The organism is Brevibacterium ihuae (assembly GCF_900184225.1).
In the GTDB taxonomy this organism is placed as follows: Bacteria; Actinomycetota; Actinomycetes; order Actinomycetales; family Brevibacteriaceae; genus Brevibacterium; species Brevibacterium ihuae.
The window spans coordinates 1,242,496-1,268,162 of record NZ_FXWZ01000003.1 but is presented as its reverse complement, the minus strand read 5'-3'; the positions used below and the strand labels follow the sequence as shown (position 1 = coordinate 1,268,162).

Here is a 25,667-nt window from a genome sequence, read left to right as displayed (position 1 = left end):
GCGCCGACGCCACCAGCGCCACACGAAGAACGCGGCCGCCGCGAGGAGTGCGAGCCCGACGAGGATGAGGACGAGGAGCAGCCAGATGCGGATCTCGAGGACGAGGAAGCTGTTCATCGGCCGCCCAGATCCTCGGCACCGCGCACTTCGGCGACGAAGCGGTAGCCGCGGCCCTGCACGGTGGCGATCCAACGCGGGTTCGCCGCGTCCTCGCCGAGCACCCGGCGGAGCTCGGCGACCCGCGAGTCGACGGCGCGGGTGCCGACGGCGTCGTCGAAGCCCCACAGCACCTCGAGCAGGCGCGTGCGCTCGATGAGCTCGTCCTGATGGACCATGAGGTACTCGAGGAGCGTGAACCCCTTCGGAGTGACGACGAGGCTGCGGTCGTTGATCCAGGCGCGGCGCCCCACTCGGTCGAGCTTGAGGCCGAAGGTCGAGATCAGCACCGGCGCATTGGCCAGCGGCGGGCCGTCGTTCCGGGTGCGGCGGAGCACCGCGCGGATCCGGGCGACGAGCTCGTGCGGGTCGAAGGGCTTGTTGAGGTAGTCGTCGGCACCCTCCTCGAGCGCCATCGCCCGTTCGACCGCCTCCCCCACCTGGGTGAGGAGGAGCACGGGAACCCAGTTCTCCTCCGCACGGAGGGTGCGGAGGACCTCACGGCCGTCGGCGCCCGGCATGAGGACGTCGAGGACGCACACATCGGGCCGGTGGCGTCGGATCTCGTCGAGCGCGAGCCGGCCGTCGGGGGCGCTGATCACCCGGAAGCCCGAGCGGCTGAGGAACGGGACCACGGCGCCGAGCACATCCGGCTCGTCGTCGGCGACGAGCACGAGCGGGCGATCGTCCTGGGTGAACGGAGAGGTCATGTCTGCGGGTCCTTCCGCGAGGAACGGGCCGAGCGCTGGGCGGAATCGCGAACCTCGGCGCGCGACACTGCATCCGCCAGCTCATCTCGGTACAGCATAGATCGACGGAGCCGCTTGGTGCGGTAGCCGGCTCGTCCCACCATGTGGGTGCCCACCGGCGTCGTGGCCATCTGGAAGGACACGACGAGGAACATCGTGGTGATCGGCCCCCAGTGCGGGATCTGGATCGCGACGGCGACCATCATGAGGATGAGCCCGAGGATCTGCGGCTTCGACGCGGCGTGCAGGCGGCTCATGAGGTCGGGGAAGCGTGCGAGCCCGATCGCTGCTGCGAGCGACAGCGCGGCGCCGCCGGCGACGAGGACCACCGAGATGATGTCCGCGATCATGGGCGATCTCCTTCGGTGTCCTCGCGGAACAGCGGTCCGACGCTGTGCCGCGTGCCGGGTGCGGCGGAAGGGGGTGCCGGTTCCACGCGGTCGGCCCCGTCCGCGGGGCCGTCGGCCGGTCCTGGGTCCTCGGCCGATCCGGTGCCGATCTCGGCCTCGCCGGGGGGCCGCGCGGGCTCCTGGGCGATCTCCTCGGCAGGGTCGCCGAACTCCTCGGCCGGGCCGCCGGCCGCCGGGTCGGACGTCACGGAACCCGAGTCGAGCGAGATCTCCTTCCCCGACACCGCGGGGCCTGGGCTCACCTCGTCCTGGACGACGTCCTCGTCGACGGACCCTGCGGCTCGCCGTCCGAGGAGCGTCGCCGCGCTCTCCTCCGCATCCGCCCCGGAGCCGCCCGCGCTCCCCCGCTCCTCGAAGTGCGTCGAGCCGATGACCGGAGCGGCGTTCTCCGACCGCGACACATAGCGCGAGACGCTCACCGATCCGAGGAAGCCCAGACAGGCGAGCGACAGGAGGACGGGCAGCAGATCGACCCGGCCCATGAGTGCGATGTACCCGCCGAACCCGCACATGAGCGTCGCGAGCAGCACGTCCGATGCCATCATCCGGTCGAGGATCGATGGGCCCTTGACGATCTTGTACACCGCGACGACGATCGCCACGAAGAAGAGCAGGCCGATGACCGGTCCGGCGATCCGCAGGATGTCCGCGTCGACGATCGGGGCCGTCGAGAGTCCATTCATCGTCGTGCCTCCTGCCCCGTATGGCGGATCGTCCGGCTCGCGAGCACCGGCTTCTTCCCGTTCTCCGACCGCCATTCGTTGAGCACGGTGAGGTCGTGCGCGGAGCCGAAGGTCGCGATGAGCAGGTGTTCGATCCGGTAGATCTGCTCGCGGGAGCGCGCGATGGCCTCCTCCGTCGAGCAGTCGAGGACGTGGACGTAGATCACCGAGTGCGGGCGGTCGACCTCGATGCAGATCGACCCCGGGATGAGCCCGAGGACCACGGAGACGGCGGTGATGAGGAGGTCGGACCGGGTGTGGAGATCGATCTCGATGACGCTGCCGGCGCTCACCCCGCGCCGTCGGAGGGCCGACCAGCTCACCTCGATCGATGCGATGACCATCGACGCGGTGAACCAGCCGACGAAGAGCGCGGCGTAGTACGGGTTGAAACGGCCGGACAGCTCGATCGGCGGCAGGTAGAACATCCGGATGACGATGATGCCGAGAACGATCCCGGTGATGATGTTGAGGATGGAGAGATCGTCCCAGAGCAGGATCCACAGCACGCAGAGCGCGAGGACGTGGAGCGTCTGATGGAGCAGTGAGCGACGGACGCGCTGGCGGCGGGTCATGATCCGGCCTCCTCTCCGAGGACGGAGGAGACGTAGGTCGAGGGGCTGCGGAGGTTCTCCGCCGCCCGCGCGCTGATGTCCCAGATGGTGCCGGCGAATACGGTGACGAGCACGCTCACCGCCACCATGAGCGTCGCCGACACGATCATCGTGCGCGGCATCGTCTGGGTGCCCTGCCACCGCTGACCGTCGGCGAGCGCGGCCTTGCGCTCCTCGAACTCCTCCACGAGGTCCTCGGTGGGCTCCTCGGCGTCGTCCGGATCGCGCCAGAACGCGAGGTTCCAGGTCTTGCCGATGACGTAGAGGGTGAGCAGCGAGGTGAGCGCACCGGCCGCGACGAGGACGAAGATCAGCCAGTCGCGGGTCTCGAACCCGGCCTGGAAGAGCGCCGCCTTGCCGATGAATCCGGAGAACGGCGGGATGCCGGCGAGATTGAGGGCCGGGATGAAGAAGAGCATCGACAGCCCCGGGGCGAGCACCGCGAGCCCGCCGAGCTTGCGGATCGAGGTGGTCCCGTTGCGCTGTTCGACGAGGCCGATCGCGAGGAACAGCGCACTCTGCACGATGATGTGGTGCACGGTGTAGAAGATCGCAGCGGTGAGGCCCTCGACGGTGCCCATCGCGACGCCGAAGATCATGTACCCGATGTGCGAGATGAGCGTGAACGAGAGGAGGCGCTTGATCTCCGACTGCGCGATCGCGCCGAGGATCCCGACGATCATCGTGAGCGCGCCGACGACGAGGAGCGGGGTGCGCAGGTTCGACTCCGCGAACAGCACGGTCTCGGTGCGGATGATCGCGTAGATGCCGACCTTGGTGAGCAGGCCGGCGAACACCGCGGTCACCGGCGCCGGAGCGGTCGGGTAGGAATCGGGGAGCCAGAACGCGAGCGGGAACACCGCGGCCTTGATCCCGAACGCGATGAGCAGGGTGACGTGGAGGATGAGCTGGATGTCCTCGGGCAGCTCGCCGATCCGCACGGAGAGCTGGGCGATGTTCACCGTGCCGGTGGCGGCGAACACGAAGCCGATGCCCATGAGGAAGATGAGCGAGGACACGAGCGAGATGACGATGTACGTCACTCCCGCGCGGATCCGCTGGGCGGTCGCGCCGAGGGTGAGGAGCACGTACGAGGCGCCGAGGAGCATCTCGAAGCCGACGTAGAGATTGAACAGGTCGCCGGCGATGAACGCCGCGGCGACGCCGGCGCAGAGGATGAGGTACGTCGGGTTGAAGACGCTCACCGGGGTCTCGTTCGCGGTGTCCGCCATCTCCTGGCCCACCGCGTAGACGAGGACGAGGAGTGTGACGATCGCGGACACGACGAGCATGACCGCGCTGAGCCGGTCGACGGCGAGCGCGATCCCGAAAGGCAGCTCCCAGCCGCCCACGGCGACCACCTGCGTACCCCGGGAGTCGACGCCGAACAGCAGGACGAGGTCGATCGCGAGGACGATCGCGAGCATCGCCACGGTGACGGCCGTCTGTCCGCGCCGACGACCGGAGAGCATGAGGGTGATCCCTGCGCCGATGAGCGGCAGGAGCACCGGGAGGGGGACGAGCACTCCGAGCATCAGGTCCTCCTTCCTCGGTCGTCGTCATCGGCATCGGACGGCGCGGTCGCCGCCGTGTGCGCGGGCAGCTCCGCACCCTCGGCGCGGGAGTCCACCGGTTCGTGCGCGACCCCGCGGGCGCCGGGGGGACGGGCGTCGGCGCCGGTGGACTGCACTGTGCGCGCGTCTTCCTCGGCGCGGTCGTCCGCAGCCCGTTCCGCGGGTGTCCCGTCCTCATCGAGGTCGAGCGCGCCCTCGATGGGCGTCCGCGCCTCGTCGCCGAACTCGGTGTCGTCGTACTCCCCGCTCGTGCCCGCCTCGTCGCCGGAGCCGCGGCCCTTGGCGAGCGCGATCCGCACGTCCTCGATGTCGTCCTCGAGGTTCTCGTTGCGGACCAGGCGCCACGACCGGTAGATCATCGCGAGGAGGAACGCGGAGAGCGCGAAGGTGATGACGATCGCGGTGAGGACGAGTGCGTGCGGCAGCGGATCGCTCATCCCGTCGGCGGACAGGTTCTCGCCGTCGGTGAGCGGCGGGCGCCCGGGCGGGCCGGAGGACAGCACGATGAGCATGTTCACCGCATTGCCCATGAGGAGGAATCCGAGCAGCACCCGGGTGAGCGACCGGTCGAGCATGAGGTAGAGGCCGCACGCGAACATCACGCCCATGGCGAGGAGGAGCACGAAGGAGGTCGTCACAGTCGACTCCCCCCTGCCGGGCCGTCGACCTCGACGTCGTCCATCCGGCCGAGGATGGCGTGGAGCTCAGTGGTGTCCGGTCCGCTGTGCTCGGCGCCGGAGAGGGATTCGGCGAGCCGCTCCTCGTCCGCCTCCTGATGCCGATCGACCCCGGCGCCGAGGCTGCGGAGGATGTCGAGCATGAGTCCGATGACGACGAGGTAGACGCCGACGTCGAAGATCGTCGAGCTACCGAAGGAGACGTAGCCGAGCACCGGCAGCTCAGTGCTCCAGTAGGCGGATTCGAAGATCGTGTCGCCCCACAGGAAGCCGCCCAGCGAAGTGCCGGCGGCGAGCGCGAGGCCGAGGCCGAGCAGCAGGCCGGCGTCGATCGGAGCGGCCTCGGCGAGCTCGTGCCGGCCTGCGGCGAGGTAGCGCGCGACGAGCGCCATGCCGGCGACGAGGCCGGCGGCGAAGCCGCCGCCAGGGAGGTTGTGCCCGGCGAACAGGAGGTAGACGGAGAACACGAGGATGGGGTGGAAGAGCAGGCGGACGAGCACCTCGAGGAGGATCGAGCGGTTCTTCGGGGCGAGGGCGCGGCCGGCGAGCAGCCAGGCGCTGCGCTTCTCGTCCGAGGTCCGGGATTCGTCGGAGGAGCGCATGGGGGAGAACAGCTCGTCCTCGACCAGCCGGGTGCGCGCGGTCAAGGTCTCGGGCCGATGGCTGCGGAAGCGCTGGGGCCGTCCCTCGCGTCCGCGGACGAAGATCAGGCTCGCCACGCCCGTCGCCGCGGCGACGACGACGGACAGCTCGCCGAGGGTGTCCCACGCGCGGATGTCGACGAGCGTGACGTTGACGACGTTCTTGCCGTAGCCGTACTCGTAGGCGAGGAACGGGAACATCTCCGAGATCGGCTCGGCGATCCGGGCACCCAGGGCGACATAGGCGACGAGCATCATCATGATGCCGAAGGCCGCGGCGATGAGGCCCCGCAGCGAGGGCGAGAGGCGGCTCTCGGACTGCCCCATGCGGGCGGGGAGGCGGCGGAGCACGAGGACGAAGACGACGATGGTGATCGTCTCGACGAGCACCTGGGTGAGGGCGAGGTCGGGCGCACCCTGCATCGCGAAGAACGCGACCATGGTGTAGCCGGTGACGCCGACGATGACGACGGCCGCGAAGCGCTTCTGCGCGCGGGTCGCCGCGATCGCCGCGATGATGATCGCGGCCGCCACGATGATCTGGAGCGGGGAGTCGGCCACCTGGATGCCGGAGGGCCAGGTGTCGTTGAGGAGGAGCGCCGTGGCCACCGAGCCGATGAACACGATGTAGATGACGCCCTGGTAGAACGGCATCGAGCCGCGCTGGGTGCGGGCCGTGACATAGGCCGCGAAGCTCTCGAGTCCGGCGATCGACCGTCGGTAGAGGCCGTGGAAGTCGATGCCGTCGGGCATCGCGGCCTGGAAGATCGAGACCTGACGCGCGAAGAAGAACATCAGGAGACCGAGTGCGAGATTGCCCGCCGAGAGCAGGAGCGCCGGTTCGAGCCCGTGCCACAGTGCGAGGTAGTAGGGCTTCGACTCGCTGCCCGGGAGGCGGGAGGACCAGGTCGCGATGACCGGGTCGAGCCACGAGGAGGCGAGGCCGGCGATCACGGTGAGCGCGGCGAGCAGATAGGGCACCGACTTGAAGAGGCCGCTCTCCTTGGCCGGCTCGATCGGCTGCACTCCGGGCTTCGTCGCGAAGGCTCCCCAGACGAAGCGGGCGGAGTACGCGACGGTGAGGACCGAGCCGAGGAAGATCCCGATCACCGCGATCACGCCGGCCTTCGATCCGTCGGCGAGGAGCGTGGAGTACACGGCCTCCTTCGCGACGAAGCCGAAGAGCGGCGGGATCCCGGCCATCGACGCGGCTGCGATGAGGGCGGCGACGAAGAGCCCGCGCGAGCGCGCCCCGTACCCGCTGAGCTTGCGCAGGTCACGCGTGCCGGCCCGGTGATCGATGATGCCGACGATGAGGAAGAGCGCGGACTTGAAGAGGCCGTGGGCGAGCAGCAGGGTCGTCGCGGCCAGCGTGATGTCGCGAGTGCCGAAGGAGCTCACGATCATGAGGAACCCGAGCTGGGAGACCGTGCCGAAAGCGAGGACGAGCTTGAGGTCGAACTGCCGGAGGGCCTGCCAGCCGCCCATGAGCATCGTCGTGATGCCGAGGGTGAGGAGCACCGCGGTCCATCCGGGCATCGCGTGGAACCCGGGAGCGAGCCGGAGGACGAGGTAGATGCCGGCCTTGACCATGGCCGCGGCGTGGAGGTAGGCGCTCACCGGCGTGGGGGCGGCCATCGCACCGGGGAGCCAGAAGTGGAAGGGGATGAGCGCGGACTTCGAGACCGCGCCGACGAGGATGAGCATCACCGCAGCGATGACGAGACCCTCGTTGATCCCCGTGCTGTAGCCGATCTCGACGATCGTCGAGATCCGGCCGGTGCCGAGGACCACGGTGAGGAGGATGACGCCGACGAGCATCGCGAGCCCGCCGGCGGTGGTGACGACGAGCGCCTGGAGGGCGGCGCGCCGTGACTGCTGGCGGCTGGTGTACTGGCCGATGAGGAGGTAGGAGAACACCGTCGTGCCCTCCCAGAAGATGAAGAGGAGGAGCATCTCGTCGGCGAGGACGAGACCGTACATCATGCCCGCGAACGCCATGAGCACGCCGGCGAAGCGTGCGAGTCGCGGTTCGTCGTCGGCGAAGTAGCGTGCGCAGTAGACGAGGACGAGGGCGCCGACACCGGTGACCAGCAGGCTGAGCAGCCAGGACAGCGGGTCCATGAGGAAGACGACCTCGAGGTTGAGCGCAGGCAGCCAGGAATAGCTCTCGATCCAGTCGCCGCCGCCGGCGAGGAATGCCGACAGCCTCTGCAGGGAGAGGACGAGTCCGGCCGCGGGCACGGCGGCGAGGATGAGGAAGGCGTTGCGGCCGAGCAGGCGGAAGAGGGGAACGGCGAGGAGCGCGGCGACGAAGAACGCCCCCACCATCACCGTCATTCGCAGCTCCTCGATCCTCCTGTGCCCTCAGAGCATTTTTCCACAGATCGGGAGCGATCTCGAAGTCGATCCGGCATGTGACGTGTGATAATACCCAGCCATCGGATCGTACGGCGGCACCCTCGCGCACCCGGCGGAGGTGCTCGCCAGGAGGGTTGCGGAACCGGCCGACGGCCGCCCCCCCCCTCAGCCCAGCTGGTGCTCCCCGACGAGGAAGCCGTCCTCATCGACGCCCACCCCTGCGGTGAGTCGGAGGACCTCGGCGGCCAGCCGGTCGAGCCGGAGCGCCGCAGCGGTGCGGATCCGCCGCAGCTCGTCGTCGATGTCGGGGAGGTACCGTCGCTGCTCGGTGTCGACCCAGCGGAGGTGATACATCACCTGGGGAGGATCGACGTGCGCGGCGACCGCCCGGGGCAGCGCCTCCTCCACGACGACGCCGATCTCGATGAGTCCGGCGCGCGGGCCGAGCGAGTCGAGCGGGACCTCGACGGCGTACCCGTCGCGCACCTCCGGGTCGTGCTCGGAGATCAGGTGCGCGACGTCCTCGAGCACCTCGGGCGGGATCGGCTCCGGTTCGCGGATCCCGGCATCGACCTCGGTGAGCCGGGTGCGGAGGACCTCGGGAGTGAGCCAGTAGGGCGAGTACACGAAGACGTCGACGTGCGCCTCGGGGTCGGGGACGAGGATCCGGGCGGGCGCTTCGGCGGCGGCGGCGAGCGCGGCGCGCGAGGCTGTGGGCGACTCGAGTGCGAACGGGTCGACCGGCTCGTCCGCGAGGCGGACGGCGACGTGGAGCCGCCGGGCGAGGGCGATGAGCAGGTCGAGGGAGCGGCCCTCCTCCCGGTTGGGGAGCCCTGCGGGGAACGCGCGATGGAGACCGTCGGCGTCGGTGAGCCAGGAGGGCGGCGGGGCCGGCTCCCGATCGCGGGGGCACACGAGCGCGAACACCCGGGTCGCCCAGTCCGGCACGCCGAGCCGCGCGCGGTGCGCGGCGGGGACGAACATCGGGCCGTGGAGCCGCGAGTGGCGGGTGAGGCGCCACTCGAGGACCTCGTGGCCGAGCGCCGGGTCCTCGGGTGCGACGATCACCGGCTCCGCGAGCGCCGGGAAGTGGTTGGTGATGAGGGCGATGACATCGCTCGCCTCGATCTCGTCGTCGAGCAGGAGGAGGTGTCGGGCGGCGAGCGCCTCGAGCGATCGGGGGTCGCGGGCGTCGTGCGCACCCGCCATCAGGGCATGCCCTTGCGGAACCCGACGTGCGCCCGCGAGGCGGTGGGCCCGCGCTGCCCCTGGTACCGGTTGCCGGTCGCGGGATCGGAGCCGTACGGCCGTTCCGCGGCGGAGCTCAGCGCGAAGAAGCACATCTGCCCGATCTTCATCCCCGGCCACAGGATGATCGGCAGGGTGGCGACGTTCGACAGCTCGAGCGTGACGTGCCCGGTGAAGCCGGGATCGATGAACCCGGCGGTCGAGTGGGTGAGGAGGCCGAGGCGGCCGAGCGAGGACTTGCCCTCGAGCCGCGCAGCGACGTCGTCGGGCAGGGTGATGAGCTCGAGGGTCGAGCCGAGGACGAACTCGCCCGGGTGGAGCACGAAGGGCTCGTCGGGATCGACCTCGACGAGTCGCGTCATCCCCGGCTGCTCCTGCGCGGGATCGATGACGGAGTATTTGTGGTTGTCGAACAGGCGGAAGAACCGGTCGAGCCGGACGTCCACGCTCGAGGGCTGCACGAGGGTGTCGTCGTAGGGCTCGAGACCCACCCGGCCGGCGTCGATCTGGGCGCGGATATCGCGATCGGAAAGCAGACTCACACGGACAATCTACCGTCGATCAGGCAACGATTCGATCACTTTCGGCCGCCGGAATCGGGGATGTCCCGGGCATTCGCTCAGAGAATGCTCTACAGTGGAACCTGTTATACGCCCGCGCCGATGGTGCCTTCCCCCTTAACCGAAGGGCCGGGAGTAACACTGTCGCCTTCGCGTGGTCGAATACGCCACGACCGAAAGGCCATACTGTGAAGATCTCTGCGAAGAGTCTTGTGCTTGCCCCCGCAGTAGCCGCCGCGGTTTCCGGTGTGATCACCGTTCCCGCTGTTGCGACCACCACTGCACCCCCGGCCCCTGCGCCGGCCGAATGCCTGCCCTCGGGGACCCCGGGAGGCGAAGCACCCGGAACCGAGTCCCCCGCCGCCGTCCCGGCCCTCACCGATGGCCCGGAGGCGACGGTCGATGCGGCGCAGGTGTCGCAGACGGACATCGCCGACCCCGACAAGGGCATCGGCTTCTCCGGCACCGGCTTCACTGCGGATTCCACCGCGACCGTCACCGTCACCGGGACCGACGGCACGGAGTACACCGCCCCCACCGAGCTCACCGTCTCGTCCGACGGCGAGGTCAAGGGCGTCTACTTCTTCACCGTCACCAATGACGGCAAGGTGCCGCTGGGCACCTACACGCTCCACCTCACCGACACCACGACGAAGAAGGACTCCTCGGAGGTGACCTTCGAGGTCGTCGAGAAGGTCGACGCCGCTCCGGTGCCCACTGCTCCGGCGCCCGCCCCGACCGAATGCGCGACCCCCACGGCGGAGGAGACCCCCTCCGCGGAGCCCACCGAGACCGGGACCCCGACTCCCTCGGACACTCCGAGCACGACGGCTCCGACCACGCCCGCACCGGAGGACACCGGCACCCCGACGCCGTCTCCGGAGACCACGGCTCCGACCACGCCGACGCCGGAGGGCACGGGCACACCGACGCCGTCTCCGAAGACCTCGGAACCGACCACTCCGACACCGGAGGATACCGGCACCCCGACCCCCGAGGGCAGCGCGACGCCCACCGAATCGGCGATCCCGGGAGACACCGATGAGCCGGCGGTCGCCGCCTTCGGCATCTCCATCGACCCGACCGAGATCTCCTCGGCGGACTTCGCCGACGAGGACAAGGGCGTGACGATCACCGTCACCGGCGCGCAGCCGGGCGAGCAGATCACCGTCCAGGTCGAACACGCGCAGGGCCAGGTCGAGCGCTTCCAGATCGACAAGATCGCCGACGAGAACGGCAACGCCGTCGTCGGCGTCCACGCCGAGGGCGATCCGGTGCTCGGCGAGTACCGGGTCTCCGCCTTCGGTCCCGAGTCCGAGCCGATGGCCGGTGCGTTCACCGTGGTGACGAACAGCTCCTCGGTGGGCGACGAGGCCGGCAATCAGGCCGGCGGCTCCGGCAGCGGCCAGGGCTCCGACGATGGCAGCTCGCTGCCGCGCACCGGCTCCGAGATGACCGGACTCGCGCTCGGCGCCGGTCTGCTCGTCGTCGGTGCCGCCGCGGTCGTCGTCACCCGTCGCCGCACCCGCTCGACCGATCCCGCGGACATCTGAGCCGCGACGCACCGAGCACCGTCACCGACCGACCTCATCCCCGCCCATGACCCGGAACCCGCAGCCGACCGAGGACCCCGTCCTCGATCTGTCGGAGATCCGGGTCGCGGGTGAGGCGGTCGCCGATGCACCGCTCAACGCCCTCGATCGTCTGACCCTGGTGGGGCAGCCGGGCGACGTCGGGGGCGTTCTGCGTGCCATCGGACGGCTCCCGGGCACGGCCTTCGTCGAATGGCCCGCGGACCCCGGCCGGCTCACCGTCGACCGGCTTGCGGCATCCGCGGCGCGCACCCGGGTGCGCTCGGCGCAGGGCACCGGAGGAGGTGCGCCCGTCGATCTCGACCGGGCGTGCGCACACTTCGGCTTCGCTCTCGCACGCGAGCGCCGCACCCGCCTGCGCGACCTCGACCCCGAGGCCCGCGCGCGCCTGCGGTGCGCACTCACACTCGCCGCCCCCGGACAGTGGATGGTGCTCGAGGACCCGCTCGGCGGGATCGCGGAACAGGCCCGAGCAGGGATACGAGGAAGACTGCTCGACGCCTGCATCGCGTTCCGCCGCGGCCTCGTCGCCTCCGGCTCCTCGGTCATCGATGCCGCCGTGCTCGGCGAATCCGCGGTGACGATCGAGAAGGGGCGGATCGCCGACTCCGGCCCGCTCGAGGCGCAGCTCGCCGAGCCTCGCAGCTCCCTCGCCGCAGCGGCCACCGGCGTCACCGTGTTCTCGGGGCTGGCCCGCCGCGGCTGGCTGTCGATCGGGCACTCGCAGGTCCGGGCGCGCACCGATCTCGACGGCAAGGTCTACGTCACCATCCCGACCGCCGCCGCCCGGCTGTCCTTCGACGAGTTCGATCCCGGATTCACCTCGGACTCGGTGTTCGAGGCGATCGTCGTCGGCATCCGCGACTCCGGGCGGATCCTCCAGGTCGTCCTCTCCCCGGCCGACACGGAGGTCGGTCTCGCGCTCACCGCCGACCTCCTCGACTTCTCCCCCAGAGCAGGGCTCCCCGCACCGGCGGTCACGGACACTGCGGACCGGGAGGAGCCCCCGGCTCCGGGGACCGACGGCACGGACGCCGATCCCCCTCACCACCGCCCGTGGGGGGTGCTCCATCCCGGGCTCGGGACCTCGGTGGCCGCCACCGTCTCCCGGGTCAGGGTGGGGACGCGGCTCTTCGTCGACGTCGACACGAGCCGCATGCACGCCTATCCCGTCGACGCCCGGGCCGGGAGCGCGGACGACTAGACTGGAGCCCGGTTCGCACGGGCCCGTCCCGTAGGCGATCCGATCGACGCGCGCATCACAGGGGAGGGACGGCGATGGCCACAGCCGCACCCCGCCGCCCGGCGCTCCTCGTCGATCGAGCGGCGTTCCGGCTCCTCCTCGGCGCCCTCCTCGCCGTCGTCCTCACCGTCGCGACGGTCCCTGCGCTCAACCTCACGGCCTACTCCCCGCAGAGATCCGTCCTCAGCTATCTCGCCGCGCTCGAGGACGGCGACGCCTCCCGTGCGCTCGGCCTCCTCGCCGCCCCGCCCACCCGGAACACCGAGGCCCTCCACGACGAGGTGCTCGCAGGCGCCTGGTCGCTGCCGAGCAGGCCGGAGGTGATCGGCGCTGCGACCGACGGCGACCGGGCCGAGGTCGCGGTCCGCTTCGATCTCGGGGACACCTCGCACGAGCAGACGTACACGCTCGTCCGGGGCACGCCGCGCTGGGGCCTCTTCGACCGCTGGCTCCTCGAGGTGGAGAAGTGGCCCCGCCTCGGACTCGATGTGTCCGGGTCCTCGGTCGCCGAGGTCAACGGGGTGAGCGCACCCACCGACCGGGGCGGGATCCCCGTCCTGTTCCCAGTGGGCTACACCGTCGGCTTCGATGCGGAGTACCTCCGCGCGGATCCTGTGCTGGTCGACGTCATCGCCCCGGGTCAGATCGCGACGGCCGCCCTCGATCCGCAGCCCACCGCGGCCCTCCTCTCCGAGGTCGAGGACCGGGTCGCGGCGCAGATCGACGCGTGCGCGGAGCAGAGGACCCTCCTGCCCGCCGGGTGCCCGTTCGGCTTCGAGACCGACCACGAGATCCTCGGGGACGTCACCTGGAGGATCGTCGAGCAGCCGCCGGTGACGCTCACGAGCTCCGGGACGCATCTGACGATCGCCCCGGGCGAGGCGGTCGTCGAGGTCTCGGGCCGCTCCCGCGACATCGTCACCGCGTTCGAATCCGACTTCACCGAGCGGATCATCGTGCAGGTCGTCGGGACCGTGACGGTCGACGGCGGCGAGATCGAGGTCGACCTCGCGAACGAGGGTCAGTCCCTCGGCGAGTCGGCGGAATGAGCCGCGCGCGACGAGGGCGGCCGGATCGCCCCCCGCTCCGGGAGCTGAGCTCCGCCTGACAGACCAGCTCAGGTGCCGCGCAGATCGAGGCGGAGCGCGTCGTCACCGCCCTCGACGATCGTCACCGGGATCCCCCAGTCCTGCTGATAGAGGTGGCAGGCGGCATGGAGGGGGATCTCCCCGCCGGGCTCGCCGTCGCACGCTGCGGCCCGCACGGTGACGTGGAGGACGCCGGAGTCGATCGCGGGGTCGAGGGTGATCGTCCGCTCGAGCCCCTCCGCGCCGCCGGCCCCTGCCGTGATGAGCTCCGGCGGGGTCGAGGAGACCTGGAGGTAGGTCGGGTCGCCGAACCGGTCGTCGAGCTTCTGCCCCTGGGGAACGGTGAATCCGACGGTGAGGTCGATGGGCCCGCGGCCGATCTCGGTCGCCGGCCGGGTGGTCGACTTCGCTCCCTCGTCGACCTGCTGAGCCTCGGCGGGGATGCTCACGCGGGTGAGCCGGTGCGCGGCCGATTCGGCGACGAGGAGTTCGGGTGCCGCGCCGTCCTCCCCGGGCAGGACGAGGATGTCGGAGGGTTCGGCGAGGCCGCGGGCGAGCGTGGACACCGAGTCCGTCGCCGGGTCGTAGCGGCGGATCGCGCCGTTGTACGTGTCGGCCACCGCGACGGAGCCGTCGGGCAGCTCGGCGACGCCGAGCGGGTGCTGGAAGCGCGCCTCGGCGGCCGGGCCGTCCCGGAACCCGAAGTCGAACAGGCCGGTCCCGACGAGCGATTCGACCGCGCCGGTGCCCGGATCGAGGCGACGGAGCGCGGAGGTCTCCGAATCCGCGACCCACAGACCGCCTGCGGACGCGGCGTCGAGACCGGAAGTCTGCGCGTACCACGCCTCCTCCGGCCCGCCGTCGAGCAGACCCTCGTTCATCGTTCCCGACAGCAGCCGGATCGTGCCGTCACCGGGGTCGAAGGACCAGATCGTGTGATTGCCGGCCATCGCGACGACGACCTCGCCGGTGGCCTCGGAGAACTCGACGTCCCACGGGCTCGAGAGCTTGATCGCGCGGGCCGGGCCGTCGTAGCGGCCGGTCTGCCGGTGCTCGCCGACGATGTTGTCGATCGCGCCGACCATCGCCTGTTCCCCGGTGCCGGCGAGCGTCGTCACGATGCCGGCGTCGAGGTCGATCCCGCGGAGGACGTGGTTGACGGTGTCGGCGACGACGACCTGGTAGCCGACCGCGGCCGCGAGCTCCTCCGGGAGCTCCGTCATGCCGCCGGGCTCGGAGAAGCGGGCCTCGGTCAGCGGGCCGTCGGCGAGGCCGCGCTCGCCGGTGCCGATGCGGCGGAGCAGGCGGTCGCCCGCGGGGTCGTACTCGACGAGCGAGTGGTGGCCGGAGTCCGCGACGAGGAGGTTCCCCGACCGCAGGCGTAGGAGCTTGCCGGGGTAGAAGAGCTCGGTCTCGACGGGTTCGGGCGGGACATAGGGCCCGGTGCCGCGGTGGAGGGTGCCCTTGGCGGAGTGCTCCGCGATGAGGTCCTCGATGAGGCCGGCGAGGCCGGCGGAGTGCCCCTCCCCTGACATCGAGGCGACGAGGTAGCCTTCGGGGTCGATGACCGCGAGGGTGGGCCACGCGCGTGCGGTGTAGGCCTGCCAAGTCACGAGGTCCGGGTCGTCGAGCACGATGTGCTCGACCTGATAGCGCTCGACCGCCTGGTCGACGGCCTCGACCGTGCGCTCGAACTCGAACTTGGGCGAGTGGACGCCGATGATGACGAGTTCGTCGGCGTACTTCTGCTCGATGGGGCGGAGCTCGTCGAGGACGTGGAGGCAGTTGATGCAGCAGAACGTCCAGAAGTCGAGGAGCACGACCTTGCCGCGGAGGTCCGCGAGGGAGAGGTCCGCGCCGCCGGTGTTGATCCACCGGCGCCCGGTGAGTTCCGGGGCGCGCAGCCGGACGGTGCGGGCGCCGCCCGCGGCGGCCGAGGAGGAGGAGTCCGAAGTCATGCCTCCATCATGGCACGCACCGCGGACAGGGGCCTCGGGCCCCGTCACCACCCGTCATCGACCGCACCGCGTGTCCGCGTACCGCACGACAGCCCGGCCGCACCGGTGGTCGTTCCACCGGAGGCACGAGTGCCCGACCGGTCGGCGTGCCCACCGCACGACGATCCGTTCGCCCGAACTGCGCGATCGTCCGACAGCACGACGGTCCGTCCGCACGATAGTCCTTCCGCCCCGTCTCGTGTCGAACGTACTGCGGGGTATCCGCCCACCTGCGCGTCATTGCGCGCAGATGGGCTGATACCCCGCAGTACGGCCGGGCTTCAGCGGAGGGAGTTCCCGGCCGCGGGTGGCTCGGGTCCGTGCACCAGCAGGTCAGGTCTCGGCTGCGAGGGGGTCAGATCTCCGGTGCGGCCGTGCCGCCGGGACCGCTGCGGAGCCTGCGCTCACGACCCCGGCGGAAGCGGCGTCGCAGGACGAAGAAGCCGATGACGAGCGCGATGACCGCGAGGACGACGAGGATCGGGATGAAGATCGCGAGGAGCGACAGACCGGCGGCCACGATGTCCTCGCCGGTCGACAGCACGGGGGCCGCGGTTCCGGCGGTCGCGGTGTTCGCCACCGGGCGGGTGAGCGACTTCGTCAGATGGACGACGAGTGCGACGACGATGCCGGTGATGACCGGCACCCATGTCTGCCAGCCCGCGACCGCCTCGGGGTCGGTGACGGTGAGGGTGCCCGCGCCCAGCCCGGCGATCTCGGACGTGGCGGCGGAGCCGAACACGATGCCGCCCGAGGTGGGCCGCACCACCGTCTGGATCGCGTCGTTGATCGAGTCGACGGCGGGGAACTTGTCGGCGAGCAGCTCGATGACGAGGAGCACCGCGAGGATGCCGAGGATCCAGCCGTTGGACAGCCAGTCGAACCCCGGGCCGAGGTCGACGACGGGGGTGAAGCGGTCGAGCAGCCCGAGCACGAGGAGCGGGATGTACGCATTGAGACCCGACGAGGTCGCGAGTCCCAGTCCCGAGAGCAGTTCCATGGACACAGCGTAGACCCGCTCGGCCGGGAGTTCCCCGAGAACAGGCCGGCCGCCGCTCCCGACCGCTCTGCCGCGGACCACCTCCAGGGTCCCGTCCGCTCCCGCGCCAGCGGGCTGTCACCCGGCCTCGCATCCGCGATGCAGTCCGCTCCCCGGCGCCTCCGTGGCCGGACCGGGCGGCAGGTGAGACCATGGGGGCATGTCCGATACCCACGATCCGTCCGTCGAACCCGTCGTCCCCGGCACCGGCACCGCACCGGCTCCGCCGGACGGCGGCGCCGCTCCGTCCGCTCTCGCCCCGGAGGAGGCCGCAGCGATCCAAGCCCGCCTCGACGAGGTCGCCGGCCGCGCCGCCGCTGCGGCCGAGCGCGCGGGACGACCGGCGGACAGCGTCCGCATCATGCTCGCGACGAAGACCCAGCCCGCGGAGCGGATCCGGGTCGCGCTCGAGCACGGCTTCACTCTCATCGGCGAGAACCGGGTGCAGGAGCTCACCGGCAAGGCCGAGGCGCTCGCCGACATCCCGCACGAGGCGCACCTCATCGGTCCGCTCCAGAAGAACAAGGTCAACCACGCGCTGCGGACGGCCGCCTGCATCCAGTCGATCGACTCACTCGCCCTCGCGGAGCGGATCCAGCGCCGGCTCGAGGCGGTCGACGGCCGGATCGAGTTCTTCGTCCAGGTCAACACGTCCCGGGAGGAATCGAAGTCCGGTGTCGCCCCGGAGGCCGCGGGCGAGCTCGTGGGCGCGCTCCAGGGACTCGACCGGATGCGGATGCGCGGACTCATGACGATCGGCCTGCCCGGCACCACCCCTGCGGAGATCCGACCGAGCTACCGCGCGCTCACCGACGTCCGCGCCTCCCTCCTCGACCAGGGCCTCATCGACGAGACGATGACGGAGCTCTCGATGGGGATGAGCGGAGATTTCGAGCTCGCGATCGAAGAGGGCGCGACGATGGTGCGGATCGGCTCGAGCGTGTTCGGCGCCCGACCGGCGCCGTGATCGCCCTGCCGACGCCGTGAGCACCCCACCCGGGGGCGTGAGGACTTCGCCGACGGAGTGAGCACGCCGACGGCGTCGTGGGCCACCCGCCAGGTCCGAGTCACCGGACCGGGCTGACGGGTGCCGCGTCGTCCGCCGGCACCCGCCGCCCTCCCCGGAGGGACCCGGCCGGTCTCAGTCCTGCGGGACGCCCGGCGCCTCGGGATCGATGTTGCGGATGATGAGCGAGCAGTCCTTGCCCGCGTAGCCCTCGTCCATGAGCTGCTGGAGGTTGTCGAACGCGACCTGCGCGGCCGGCAGCGTCACGCCGACCGACTCCGCTCCCGCCAGCGCGAGGCCGACGTCCTTGTGGGCGAGAGCCGTCGCGAAGGTCGCGTCGAAGCCCTGGTTCGACGCCGCGGACTCGACGATGCCGGGGACCGGGTACCACGTGCGCATCGCCCACGAGTCGCCGGACGAGACGTGCGCGATGTCCCAGAACGTCTGGGCATCGAGGCCGAGCTTGCGGGCGAGCACCGCACCTTCGGCGGCACCCTGCAGGCTGATCGCGAGCATCATGTTGTTGACGATCTTCGCCGCCTGGCCGGCACCGTTGCCGCCGGCGTGGAAGATGTTCCCCGCCATCGGCTCGACGTACCCCCGGGCGCGCTCCACGTCGGCGTCCGCGCCGCCGAGCATGAAGGTCAGCGTGCCCGCGGCGGCACCCGAGATGCCGCCCGACACGGGGGCGTCGACGAAGGCGAAGCCCGCCTTCTCCGCCGCGTCGTGGAGCGCGTTCGCGGAGTCGACGTCGATCGTCGAGGAGTCGACGAGGAGGGTCCCGGGTGCCGCGAACTCGAGCACTCCGCCCTCATCGAGGTAGACGCTGCGAGCGTGCTCGCCCTTGGGCAGCATGGTGAAGACGACCTCGGCGCCCTCGACGGCCTGGGCGATCGAGCCGACGGCCTCGACGCCGTTGTCCGCAGCGGCGGCGACAGCGCGCTCGTCGAGGTCGTAGCCGCGCACCGTGTGGCCGGCCGCGACGAGATTCTTCGTCATCGGCCTGCCCATGTTCCCCAAGCCGATCCATCCGATGGTTGCCATGATGCCTCCTCGCACACGGGTGCCGGCGCCCGGCGTCGTCGCCCGGCCGGCACGGTCTCCTGTTTCCCGTCCAGCCTACGACGCACCGCTCCGCGCGCACACGGGGCGAGCGGCGGGATCTGCGCAAAGACGCTGTGCACTCCTGCAGATACGATGGAGCGATGCCCAACTCGGACGCACACCCGACCGGCCTCGGCGCCCCGCCCGTCGCCCCGGACGATCTGCTCACCCTGCTCGCGGTCGCCCGGCTCGGCAAGTACACCGCGGCCGCCCACAGCCTCGGCATTAACCACACGACGGTCTCGCGCCGGATCGCCGCTCTCGAGCGCGCCGTCGGGGACCGGGTGCTCGTCAGCGCCCCGGAGGGCTGGGAGCTCACCTCCCGCGGACGGGAGCTGCTCGCGGTCGCCGAGGACATCGAGGCGGCGCTCGAGCGCGCCCGGCACACGGTGACCGGAGAGGCGCAGCTCACCGGGACGGTCCGGGTGGCCGCTCCCGAGGGGTTCAGCCTGACCTGGGCGACCCCGGCGCTCACCGAGCTCCAGGCCCGGCATCCGCGGCTCCAGGTCGAGCTCATCACCGCGACGCAGCGCGCCCGCCAGTACCGGTCCGGCGTCGACATCGAAATCGTCGTCGGGCGTCCGCAGGTGTCCCGGTCGCTGAGCTACCGGCTCAACACCTACAGCCTCGGTCTGTTCGCGACCCCGGGGTACCTCGCCGCGCACGGCACCCCGCAGACGCTCGCCGAGCTCAGCGACCACCGGATCGTCTACTACATCGAGCACACGCTCGGCGTCGACGTGCTCGACTCCGCCGGCGGCCGCCTGCCGGAGCCGGACGGATTCCTGCGGTCGAACTCGATGCTCGTCCACGTCCGCGCGGCCGAGCACGGGGCCGGCATCGGGCTGCTGCCGAGCTATCTGGGCCGGGCGAGTCCCGCGCTCATGCGCGTGGTCCCCGACTGCGATCTGCGGATCACCTACTGGGCGAGCGTGCGCCGCGAGGCGCTCCGCAACCGCGGGGTCGAGGCGGCCCTCGACATCATCCGCGAGTTCGCCGGGCGGCCGCCGGCGATGCCCGAGGTGCTCCCGGGCTCCGGATCCTGAGCCGGGGATCCGGCGGCACCGGGGGCACTGCCCCGTGCCGTCGGGTATCGGCCGGATCGCACCCGCGCGCTCTCCCCGACACGGTGTCGTTCAGGCCCTGACGGGATCCCGGGCGGGCCCGGACGGGTCGGCGTTCAGGCCGCCGACCAGCCGCCGTCGACGAGGTGCGCGGACCCGGTGATCACCGCGGCGGCGTCCGAGGCGAGGAACGCCGCGAGCTCGGCGATCTCCTCGGGCTCGGCGAGGCGGGGCACCGCCGAGTGGGCGAGGAACACGTCCTCCATGACCTGGTCCTCGCCGATCCCGCGGGTGCGGGCCTGATCGGCGACCTGCCGCTCGACGATCGGCGTCATGACGTACCCGGGGTTGATCGCGTTGCACGTCACGCCGTGGGGACCGCCCTCGAGCGCGGTGACCTTCGTCAGCCCCATGAGGCCGTGCTTCGCGGCGACATAGGCGCTCTTGAACGGCGAGGCCCGTACCCCGTGGACGGAGCTGACGTTGATGATCCGACCCCAGCCGCGCTCGTACATGCCCGGCAGCACCGCCTTGGTGAGGAGGAAGGGCGCCTCGAGCATGAGCCGGTTGATGAGCTGCCACTCGTCGAGCGGGAACTCCTCGATGGCGTGGATCCGCTGGATGCCGGCGTTGTTGACGAGGATGTCGGCGTCGAGTCGCATGTCGTCGAGCGCCGCGGTGTCGGAGAGGTCGACAACCCAGGCCTCGCCGCCGATCATCGTCGCGAGCTCGTGGGCGGCGTCCTCGTCGACGTCGGCGACGGTCACCCGCGCCCCGAGCTCGGCGAGCCGCGAGGCGATCGCGTTCCCGAGCCCGGAGGCGCCGCCGGTGACGAGGGCGCGCTTCCCGGCGATCCCTGCGGGCTCCGGGCGCGCGGTCATCCCGCGCTCCGGGCCGCGCGCTCGCCGGCGCGGCGCTCGTTGTCGAGGCGATCGATCTCGTTGAGATCGAGGCCGCGGGTCTCACGGGTGAACAGCAGCGCGATGAAGCTGATGAGCGCGGCGATCGCGAGGTAGATCGAGATCGGGATCGAGGACTCGAAGTTCCGTAGCAGCGTGGTCGCGATGATCGGCGCCATGGAGCCGGCGACGATCGCGGTCACCTGGTACCCGAGCGAGACGCCGGAGTACCGCATGCGGGTGGGGAACATCTCCGCCATGATCGCCGGCTGGCCGGCGTACATGAGCGCGTGGAACAGGAGACCGACGATCACCGCGGCGAGGATCATCATGTCCTCCCCGCTGTCGAACATCGGGTAGGCGAAGAAGCCCCAGGTGGCGGTCAGCGCGATGCCGATGCCGTAGGGGATCTTGCGTCCGACGATGTCGGCGATCTTGCCGACGAAGGGGATCGCGACGGCGTGCACGACGTGCGCGAGGAGCAGCAGGCCGAGGATGTGCGAGGTGTCGGTGCCGACCTGCACGGACAGGTAGGTGATGGTGAAGGTCACGACGAGGTAGTAGTGGACGTTCTCGACGAAGCGGAGGCCCATCGCGGTGAACACGCCGCGGGGGTAGCGCTTGAACACCTCGGCGACGCCGTAGCCGGCGTCCTCCTCGTGCACCTCGGCCTGCGCCTCCTCGAAGATCGGGGCGTCGGTGACCTTGGTGCGGATGTAGTAGCCGACGAACACGATGACGGCCGAGAGCCAGAAGGCGACGCGCCAGCCCCAGGACAGGAAGGCCTCGTCCGACAGCACCGCGACGAGTCCGAACAGCACACCGGTGGCGAGCAGGTTGCCCAGCGGCACCGCGGCCTGCGGCCACGAGGCCCAGAATCCGCGCGCGTCGCGCGGGGAGTGCTCGGCCACGAGGAGGACGGCGCCGCCCCACTCGCCGCCGACCGCGAAGCCCTGGACGAAGCGGAGCAGGACGAGCATGACCGGGGCGACGTAGCCGATCGCCTCGAAGGTCGGGATGCAGCCCATGAGGAAGGTCGAGGCGCCGACGAGGATGATCGAGAGCTGGAGGAGCTTCTTGCGCCCGTGCTTGTCACCGAAGTGCCCGAACACCACTCCGCCGAGCGGACGGGCGATGAAGCCGACCGCGTACGTCACGAAGGCCGCGATGATCGCGTCGAACGGGTTGTTCGACTCCGGGAAGAGGATCTTGTTGAAGACGAGGGTGGCCGCCGCCGCGTAGAGGAAGAACTCGTACCATTCGACGATGGTGCCGGCCATGGATGCCGCGACGACGCGCTGCAGCTGCGAGCGCTCCTCCGGCTTGAGCGCTTCGGATGTCTGGGTGCTCATGTTCGTGCTCCTCCGCCCGGCAGCTGACCGGGCACTCGGCCCGGACGTCCCGGGCGTGCGTTCCGCCGGACGAGGGGCCGCCGGCGGGTGCGGGAGCGGGTGCGAGCGGCGACTCCGATGTCGTGCGCTGCGGGCGACCCACTCCCTCGTGGTTCGATTCGATAGCCCATCCTGAACCTTCCCTGTGAATCGATCAAGCGCGACGGGGCTGTCGTGATGAATTCGTCGCCTGCAAATGCGCAGACGGTCTGTGCCTTCGCGTGCACAGGAGCACATTCAGGACCGGCCGGGGGTACTGCTCAGGAGACGGCGGGCGGTCCGGGAGCGCGGTGCTCCTCGGGACGCGGCGACGGACGGTCCGGGAGTGCGGGGCTGCCCGGGACGCGGCGGCGCAGGGCGGACGGCGCCGCTCAGGAGGAGGAGGCGGCGGGGGCGGACGGTGCCGCTCGGGAGGCCGCAGCGCAGGGCGGGCGGTCCGGGAGCGCGGATCGCGCAGCCGGCGGCGGACCCCGCGCGTTCCTCCGACACGGCTCAGCGGACCGCTGTCCCAGCCGCGGCTCAGTGCTTGTCGAGGCGCGCGAGCATGTCGTTGTAGGCCTTGAGCTCGGCGTCGCCGGTGCGGTCCTCGGAGCGGTCCCGGCGCCGGGCCTCGCGATCCGAGGAGCGGGACCATTGGACGGCCGCGATGATCGCGAGCGCGAGCGTCGGCAGCTCGCCGATCCCCCACGCGATCTCCCCGCCGCGCACCTGGTCGTCGAGCGCGGGGATCCAGCCGTGGCCCATGTTCCCGAACCAGTCGCCCTCGATGAGGGTCGTCGAGGACATGATCGAGATCCCGAAGAACGCGTGGAAGGCCATGGTGATGAGGAGCAGGAGGAGCCGCAGGGGATAGCGGAAGCGCTCGACGCCGGGATCGATGCCGATCATCGCCTGCGCGAACATGTACCCCGCCGCGACGAAGTGGAGGATCATGAGCTCGTGGCCGATGTGCGTATCGAGCGCCCACCACATGATGCCCGTGTGATAGAAGACGACGAGCGAGCCCGAGAAGTTCACCGCCGCCACCACCGGGTGCGCCCAGAACCGCAGGTACGGGTGGTGCACCGCCCCGAGGATCCAGTCGCGGGCACCGCGGGAGCCGTCGGTGCGCGCCGGGACCGCCCGCATGAGCAGGGTGATCGGAGCGCCGAGCACCATCGGCAGCGGCACGATCATGACGATGAGCATGTGCTGGATCATGTGGGCCGAGAACAGCACCTTGCCGTAGACCACCGGGCCGCCCGAGGTGACGTAGAACAGCAGGAGCATGCCGATCAGCCACATGACGAGGCGGACCACCGGCCAGGAATCACCGCGGCGGCGGAGGCGGACGAACCCGGCGATGTACGCCGCCGCGAGGCCGAGCGCGACGACCGTCCACAGCGGATCGACCTGCCACTCGGTGAAGAACCGGCCCCAGGTGGGCTCCGGCGGCAGCGGCTCATAGGTGAGCGCCTCGGCCGGGGTGGGACGGGAGGGCGGCTCGTCCGGGACCGGGGGCTGCGAGCGGGCGAGCACGGTGCCGAGCGCCATGACCGCTCCGAACAGCAGCGTCTCGACGGCGATGAGGCGCCAGAACTCGAGCCGGGCAAAGACCGCTCCCGCTGCCCGTTCGGCACCGTTCCCCTCGGCGGAGCTCGGGGTGAGCCGGTCGATGACGAAGCGCCGGTGCCAGTAGCCGATGAACCCGAGGACGACGGTGATGCCGAGCTTCGCGACGATGAGGAGGCCGTAGGGCGTCATCCAGTCGGCGAGGGAGTTCACCCGCAGGCTCGCGTTGAACAGGCCGGTGAAGACCATGAGCGCCCAGGCGAAGAGAGCGAGTCCGGAGAAGCGACCGACGAGCACCCCGAGGTCGGCCCGGGCGGTGAGCACCGGCGCGAGGAGCCCGAGCGCGACGAGCCCGCCGACCCAGACGACGACGGCGATGAGATGGAGACCGATGCTGTTGACCGCCGCGGTATGGCCGCTGGCACCGGCGGAGTGGCCCATGAGCGCCTGCGGGATGAGCGGGAGGAAGGAGAGCACCGTGACGAGGCCGATCCCGGTGAAGCTGCGGACCGCGAACACGCACGTCGACACGATCGCGGCGAGGACGACGATGAGGGTCCACAGCTGGCCATAGGGGACCTGGGTGACGTAGGCCCCGAGCTGGGCGGAGAAGTCGCCGGTGAGCGCCTGCGCTCCGGCGGTGTCGACGAACGCGAGGATGAGCACGGCGATCGCGCCCACCGTCCACACGACGGAGGCGACCTCGGCGACGCGCAGGCAGGCGGTCCATGCGGGGTCGAGGGTGCTCGGCCGGGCCGCCGCCTTCCCGCGGTCCCGGTGCCTGACCCGCACCGGAGCGCTGCGCGGGAGCACGACGGCGGCGAGCACGAGCGCCCCGATCGTCACCGCCATCGCGAGGTTGAAGACGAACTTGGCGATCGGCAGACCGTAGCGGCCCAGAGGACCCGCGTCGTTGAGCAGGGTGGGGGCGGCCGCGCCGGTGAAGTCGAGGGCGAGGAGGCCCACGATCGTGCCGACGACGAGGAGACCCGGGATCGCGGCGAGGCGCAGACGGCGCGCGGTGCGCCGGTCCGCGGTGCCCGCCTCGGGTCGGGCGTGCGGGGAGCGGGTGGGTGCGACGGCCACCGGCGTCAGCGGAGCCTGCGGTCGGCGAGGGCGGGGAAGCTCTCGCGACGCGCGTGGATCGCGTCGATGTCGATGTCGGCGACGATGACGGTCTCGTCCGCGCCGGCCTCGGCGAGGACGTTGCCGGAGGCGTCGACGATCACCGAGTGCCCGCCCATCTCGGTGCGGGAGTGGAACCCGGCGGTGTTGCACGCGATGACCGCGAGGAAGTCCTCGGCCGCTCGGGCGCGCGCGAACAGACTCCAGTGATCGACGCGCGGGGCCGGCCACGCGGCGGGCACTGCGACGACCTCGGCGCCGGCGTCGAGGAGCGCGCGGAACATCTCGGGGAAGCGCAGGTCGTAGCACGTCGCCAGGCCGAGCGACACGGTGCGGCCGTCGACCTCGATCGGCACGGTGACGATGTCCTCCCCGGCCTCGAGGAGCTTGGGCTCGCCGGATCCGAAACCGAACCGGTGGATCTTGCGGTAGGTCGCGATGACCTCGCCGGCCGGCGACACGAGGACGGAGGTGTTCCACAGATGGCGCTCGCCGTCGGGCAGCTCCGGCAGTGCGGTGACGTCGTGGTCGTACTCGGCCAGGCGGGTGAGCGCGGTCTCGCTGCCCTCGATGATCGAACCGATGTGGACGTAGGCGCCGATTTCGCGCGCGACGGCGGCCAGCGCGGTGACGGTGCGCCCGTCGACGGGCGATTCCGCGCGCTCGCCCCAGTCGCGGTAGGAGAACCCGCCGGGCGACCACAGCTCGGGCAGGACGACGAGATCGGAGCCGTGCTGAGCCCGGACGAGCTGGACGGCCCGGTCGATCCGGGTCTGCTGGGAGTCCTCATCGGCATAGGCGAGCTGGATCGCTGAAACACGCATGCATCCAGGGTAGTCCCCGGCTCAGCACCGGG

At 71.0% G+C, this 25,667-nt stretch carries 21 protein-coding genes; 5 read left to right on the top strand and 16 right to left on the bottom strand.

Translation table 11 applies throughout. The annotated features are described in order from the left end of the window. Window positions 1-113 precede the first annotated feature (113 nt). From C1A17_RS10990 to dcd, 9 genes are all read right to left on the bottom strand, one after another. Window positions 114-866 (bottom strand): response regulator transcription factor, encoded by a 753-nt coding sequence (locus C1A17_RS10990; RefSeq protein WP_101653009.1) that lies wholly within the window; start codon window positions 864-866, stop codon window positions 114-116. After that, complete coding sequence (mnhG, locus tag C1A17_RS10985) at window positions 863-1,255, bottom strand: monovalent cation/H(+) antiporter subunit G (protein WP_101653008.1); 393 nt, start codon at window positions 1,253-1,255, stop codon at window positions 863-865. The genes C1A17_RS10990 and mnhG overlap by 4 nt, the downstream gene beginning before the upstream one ends. Continuing rightward, window positions 1,252-1,998, bottom strand: coding sequence for a monovalent cation/H+ antiporter complex subunit F (locus C1A17_RS10980; protein ID WP_180953305.1), 747 nt, complete (start codon window positions 1,996-1,998; stop codon window positions 1,252-1,254). Before C1A17_RS10980 ends, mnhG begins: the two co-directional genes overlap by 4 nt. Then, window positions 1,995-2,612 carry a Na+/H+ antiporter subunit E gene (locus tag C1A17_RS10975; protein WP_101653006.1) on the bottom strand — a complete coding sequence of 206 codons (618 nt, stop codon included), beginning with the start codon at window positions 2,610-2,612 and terminating at the stop codon, window positions 1,995-1,997. The genes C1A17_RS10980 and C1A17_RS10975 overlap by 4 nt, the downstream gene beginning before the upstream one ends. After that, window positions 2,609-4,186: a Na+/H+ antiporter subunit D gene (locus tag C1A17_RS10970; protein WP_101653005.1), complete on the bottom strand. Its 1,578-nt coding sequence runs from the start codon at window positions 4,184-4,186 to the stop codon at window positions 2,609-2,611. The genes C1A17_RS10975 and C1A17_RS10970 overlap by 4 nt, the downstream gene beginning before the upstream one ends. Beyond that, entirely contained in the window at window positions 4,186-4,863 is a 678-nt protein-coding gene (locus C1A17_RS10965) for a Na(+)/H(+) antiporter subunit C (protein ID WP_101653004.1), read from the bottom strand. The genes C1A17_RS10970 and C1A17_RS10965 overlap by 1 nt, the downstream gene beginning before the upstream one ends. Next, on the bottom strand, window positions 4,860-7,883 hold the full coding sequence (locus tag C1A17_RS10960; protein ID WP_101653003.1) for a Na+/H+ antiporter subunit A: 3,024 nt from the start codon (window positions 7,881-7,883) through the stop codon (window positions 4,860-4,862). The genes C1A17_RS10965 and C1A17_RS10960 overlap by 4 nt, the downstream gene beginning before the upstream one ends. Window positions 7,884-8,069: 186 nt before the next feature. Further along, complete coding sequence (locus C1A17_RS10955; RefSeq protein ID WP_101653002.1) at window positions 8,070-9,113, bottom strand: hypothetical protein; 1,044 nt, start codon at window positions 9,111-9,113, stop codon at window positions 8,070-8,072. Further along, a complete protein-coding gene (dcd, locus tag C1A17_RS10950) occupies window positions 9,113-9,694 on the bottom strand; it encodes a dCTP deaminase (RefSeq protein ID WP_101653001.1) in 582 nt (193 codons plus the stop codon). The genes C1A17_RS10955 and dcd overlap by 1 nt, the downstream gene beginning before the upstream one ends. Before the next feature lie 266 nt (window positions 9,695-9,960). Here dcd and C1A17_RS10945 point away from each other — a divergent pair, with 266 nt between their 5' ends. The 3 genes from C1A17_RS10945 to C1A17_RS10935 all read left to right on the top strand — a co-directional run bounded on the left by C1A17_RS10945 (window position 9,961) and on the right by C1A17_RS10935 (window position 13,596). Continuing rightward, window positions 9,961-11,265, top strand: coding sequence for an LPXTG cell wall anchor domain-containing protein (locus C1A17_RS10945; RefSeq protein WP_101653000.1), 1,305 nt, complete (start codon window positions 9,961-9,963; stop codon window positions 11,263-11,265). Window positions 11,266-11,311: 46 nt separating this feature from the next. Continuing rightward, entirely contained in the window at window positions 11,312-12,508 is a 1,197-nt protein-coding gene (locus tag C1A17_RS10940) for an ABC transporter (protein ID WP_101652999.1), read from the top strand. A 74-nt stretch (window positions 12,509-12,582) separates the two neighbouring features. Beyond that, complete coding sequence (locus C1A17_RS10935) at window positions 12,583-13,596, top strand: hypothetical protein (RefSeq protein WP_101652998.1); 1,014 nt, start codon at window positions 12,583-12,585, stop codon at window positions 13,594-13,596. Between the two features lie 68 nt (window positions 13,597-13,664). Here C1A17_RS10935 and C1A17_RS10930 read toward each other — a convergent pair whose 3' ends face one another. Continuing rightward, entirely contained in the window at window positions 13,665-15,593 is a 1,929-nt protein-coding gene (locus C1A17_RS10930) for an NHL domain-containing thioredoxin family protein (RefSeq protein WP_101652997.1), read from the bottom strand. 394 nt (window positions 15,594-15,987) lie between these two features. After that, window positions 15,988-16,632: a DUF4126 domain-containing protein gene (locus tag C1A17_RS10925; protein ID WP_101652996.1), complete on the bottom strand. Its 645-nt coding sequence runs from the start codon at window positions 16,630-16,632 to the stop codon at window positions 15,988-15,990. A 199-nt stretch (window positions 16,633-16,831) separates the two neighbouring features. Here C1A17_RS10925 and C1A17_RS10920 point away from each other — a divergent pair, with 199 nt between their 5' ends. Then, the gene (locus C1A17_RS10920; RefSeq protein WP_101652995.1) at window positions 16,832-17,638 is read left to right on the top strand and encodes a YggS family pyridoxal phosphate-dependent enzyme; all 807 of its coding nucleotides are present in this window, start codon (window positions 16,832-16,834) and stop codon (window positions 17,636-17,638) included. Between the two features lie 174 nt (window positions 17,639-17,812). Here C1A17_RS10920 and mmsB read toward each other — a convergent pair whose 3' ends face one another. Continuing rightward, window positions 17,813-18,721 (bottom strand): 3-hydroxyisobutyrate dehydrogenase, encoded by a 909-nt coding sequence (gene mmsB, locus C1A17_RS10915; RefSeq protein WP_101652994.1) that lies wholly within the window; start codon window positions 18,719-18,721, stop codon window positions 17,813-17,815. Window positions 18,722-18,882: 161 nt separating this feature from the next. Between mmsB and C1A17_RS10910 the strand changes: the two genes are divergently transcribed. Then, complete coding sequence (locus C1A17_RS10910) at window positions 18,883-19,827, top strand: LysR family transcriptional regulator (RefSeq protein WP_101652993.1); 945 nt, start codon at window positions 18,883-18,885, stop codon at window positions 19,825-19,827. A gap of 134 nt (window positions 19,828-19,961) precedes the next feature. Here C1A17_RS10910 and C1A17_RS10905 read toward each other — a convergent pair whose 3' ends face one another. The 4 genes from C1A17_RS10905 to C1A17_RS10890 all read right to left on the bottom strand — a co-directional run bounded on the left by C1A17_RS10905 (window position 19,962) and on the right by C1A17_RS10890 (window position 25,635). Continuing rightward, window positions 19,962-20,726, bottom strand: a complete 765-nt coding sequence (locus tag C1A17_RS10905; protein ID WP_101652992.1) for a 3-hydroxybutyrate dehydrogenase — start codon at window positions 20,724-20,726, stop codon at window positions 19,962-19,964. Beyond that, window positions 20,723-22,096 carry an MFS transporter gene (locus C1A17_RS10900; protein WP_101652991.1) on the bottom strand — a complete coding sequence of 458 codons (1,374 nt, stop codon included), beginning with the start codon at window positions 22,094-22,096 and terminating at the stop codon, window positions 20,723-20,725. Before C1A17_RS10900 ends, C1A17_RS10905 begins: the two co-directional genes overlap by 4 nt. Window positions 22,097-22,654: 558 nt before the next feature. Further along, window positions 22,655-24,772: a bifunctional copper resistance protein CopD/cytochrome c oxidase assembly protein gene (locus C1A17_RS10895; protein ID WP_245873704.1), complete on the bottom strand. Its 2,118-nt coding sequence runs from the start codon at window positions 24,770-24,772 to the stop codon at window positions 22,655-22,657. Window positions 24,773-24,777: 5 nt separating this feature from the next. Further along, window positions 24,778-25,635: a nitrilase-related carbon-nitrogen hydrolase gene (locus C1A17_RS10890; protein WP_101652990.1), complete on the bottom strand. Its 858-nt coding sequence runs from the start codon at window positions 25,633-25,635 to the stop codon at window positions 24,778-24,780. Window positions 25,636-25,667: the final 32 nt, after the last annotated feature.

Bases quoted from the DNA above. Each gene is read 5' to 3' on its own strand.
- C1A17_RS10990 (WP_101653009.1), bottom strand. From the start codon at position 866: ATGACCTCTCCGTTCACCCAGGACGATCGCCCGCTCGTGCTCGTCGCC.
- mnhG (WP_101653008.1), bottom strand. From the start codon at position 1,255: ATGATCGCGGACATCATCTCGGTGGTCCTCGTCGCCGGCGGCGCCGCG.
- C1A17_RS10980 (WP_180953305.1), bottom strand. From the start codon at position 1,998: ATGAATGGACTCTCGACGGCCCCGATCGTCGACGCGGACATCCTGCGG.
- C1A17_RS10975 (WP_101653006.1), bottom strand. From the start codon at position 2,612: ATGACCCGCCGCCAGCGCGTCCGTCGCTCACTGCTCCATCAGACGCTC.
- C1A17_RS10970 (WP_101653005.1), bottom strand. From the start codon at position 4,186: ATGCTCGGAGTGCTCGTCCCCCTCCCGGTGCTCCTGCCGCTCATCGGC.
- C1A17_RS10960 (WP_101653003.1), bottom strand. From the start codon at position 7,883: ATGACGGTGATGGTGGGGGCGTTCTTCGTCGCCGCGCTCCTCGCCGTT.
- C1A17_RS10955 (WP_101653002.1), bottom strand. From the start codon at position 9,113: ATGGCGGGTGCGCACGACGCCCGCGACCCCCGATCGCTCGAGGCGCTC.
- C1A17_RS10940 (WP_101652999.1), top strand. From the start codon at position 11,312: ATGACCCGGAACCCGCAGCCGACCGAGGACCCCGTCCTCGATCTGTCG.
- C1A17_RS10935 (WP_101652998.1), top strand. From the start codon at position 12,583: ATGGCCACAGCCGCACCCCGCCGCCCGGCGCTCCTCGTCGATCGAGCG.
- C1A17_RS10930 (WP_101652997.1), bottom strand. From the start codon at position 15,593: ATGACTTCGGACTCCTCCTCCTCGGCCGCCGCGGGCGGCGCCCGCACC.
- C1A17_RS10925 (WP_101652996.1), bottom strand. From the start codon at position 16,632: ATGGAACTGCTCTCGGGACTGGGACTCGCGACCTCGTCGGGTCTCAAT.
- C1A17_RS10920 (WP_101652995.1), top strand. From the start codon at position 16,832: ATGTCCGATACCCACGATCCGTCCGTCGAACCCGTCGTCCCCGGCACC.
- mmsB (WP_101652994.1), bottom strand. From the start codon at position 18,721: ATGGCAACCATCGGATGGATCGGCTTGGGGAACATGGGCAGGCCGATG.
- C1A17_RS10910 (WP_101652993.1), top strand. From the start codon at position 18,883: ATGCCCAACTCGGACGCACACCCGACCGGCCTCGGCGCCCCGCCCGTC.
- C1A17_RS10905 (WP_101652992.1), bottom strand. From the start codon at position 20,726: ATGACCGCGCGCCCGGAGCCCGCAGGGATCGCCGGGAAGCGCGCCCTC.
- C1A17_RS10900 (WP_101652991.1), bottom strand. From the start codon at position 22,096: ATGAGCACCCAGACATCCGAAGCGCTCAAGCCGGAGGAGCGCTCGCAG.
- C1A17_RS10890 (WP_101652990.1), bottom strand. From the start codon at position 25,635: ATGCGTGTTTCAGCGATCCAGCTCGCCTATGCCGATGAGGACTCCCAG.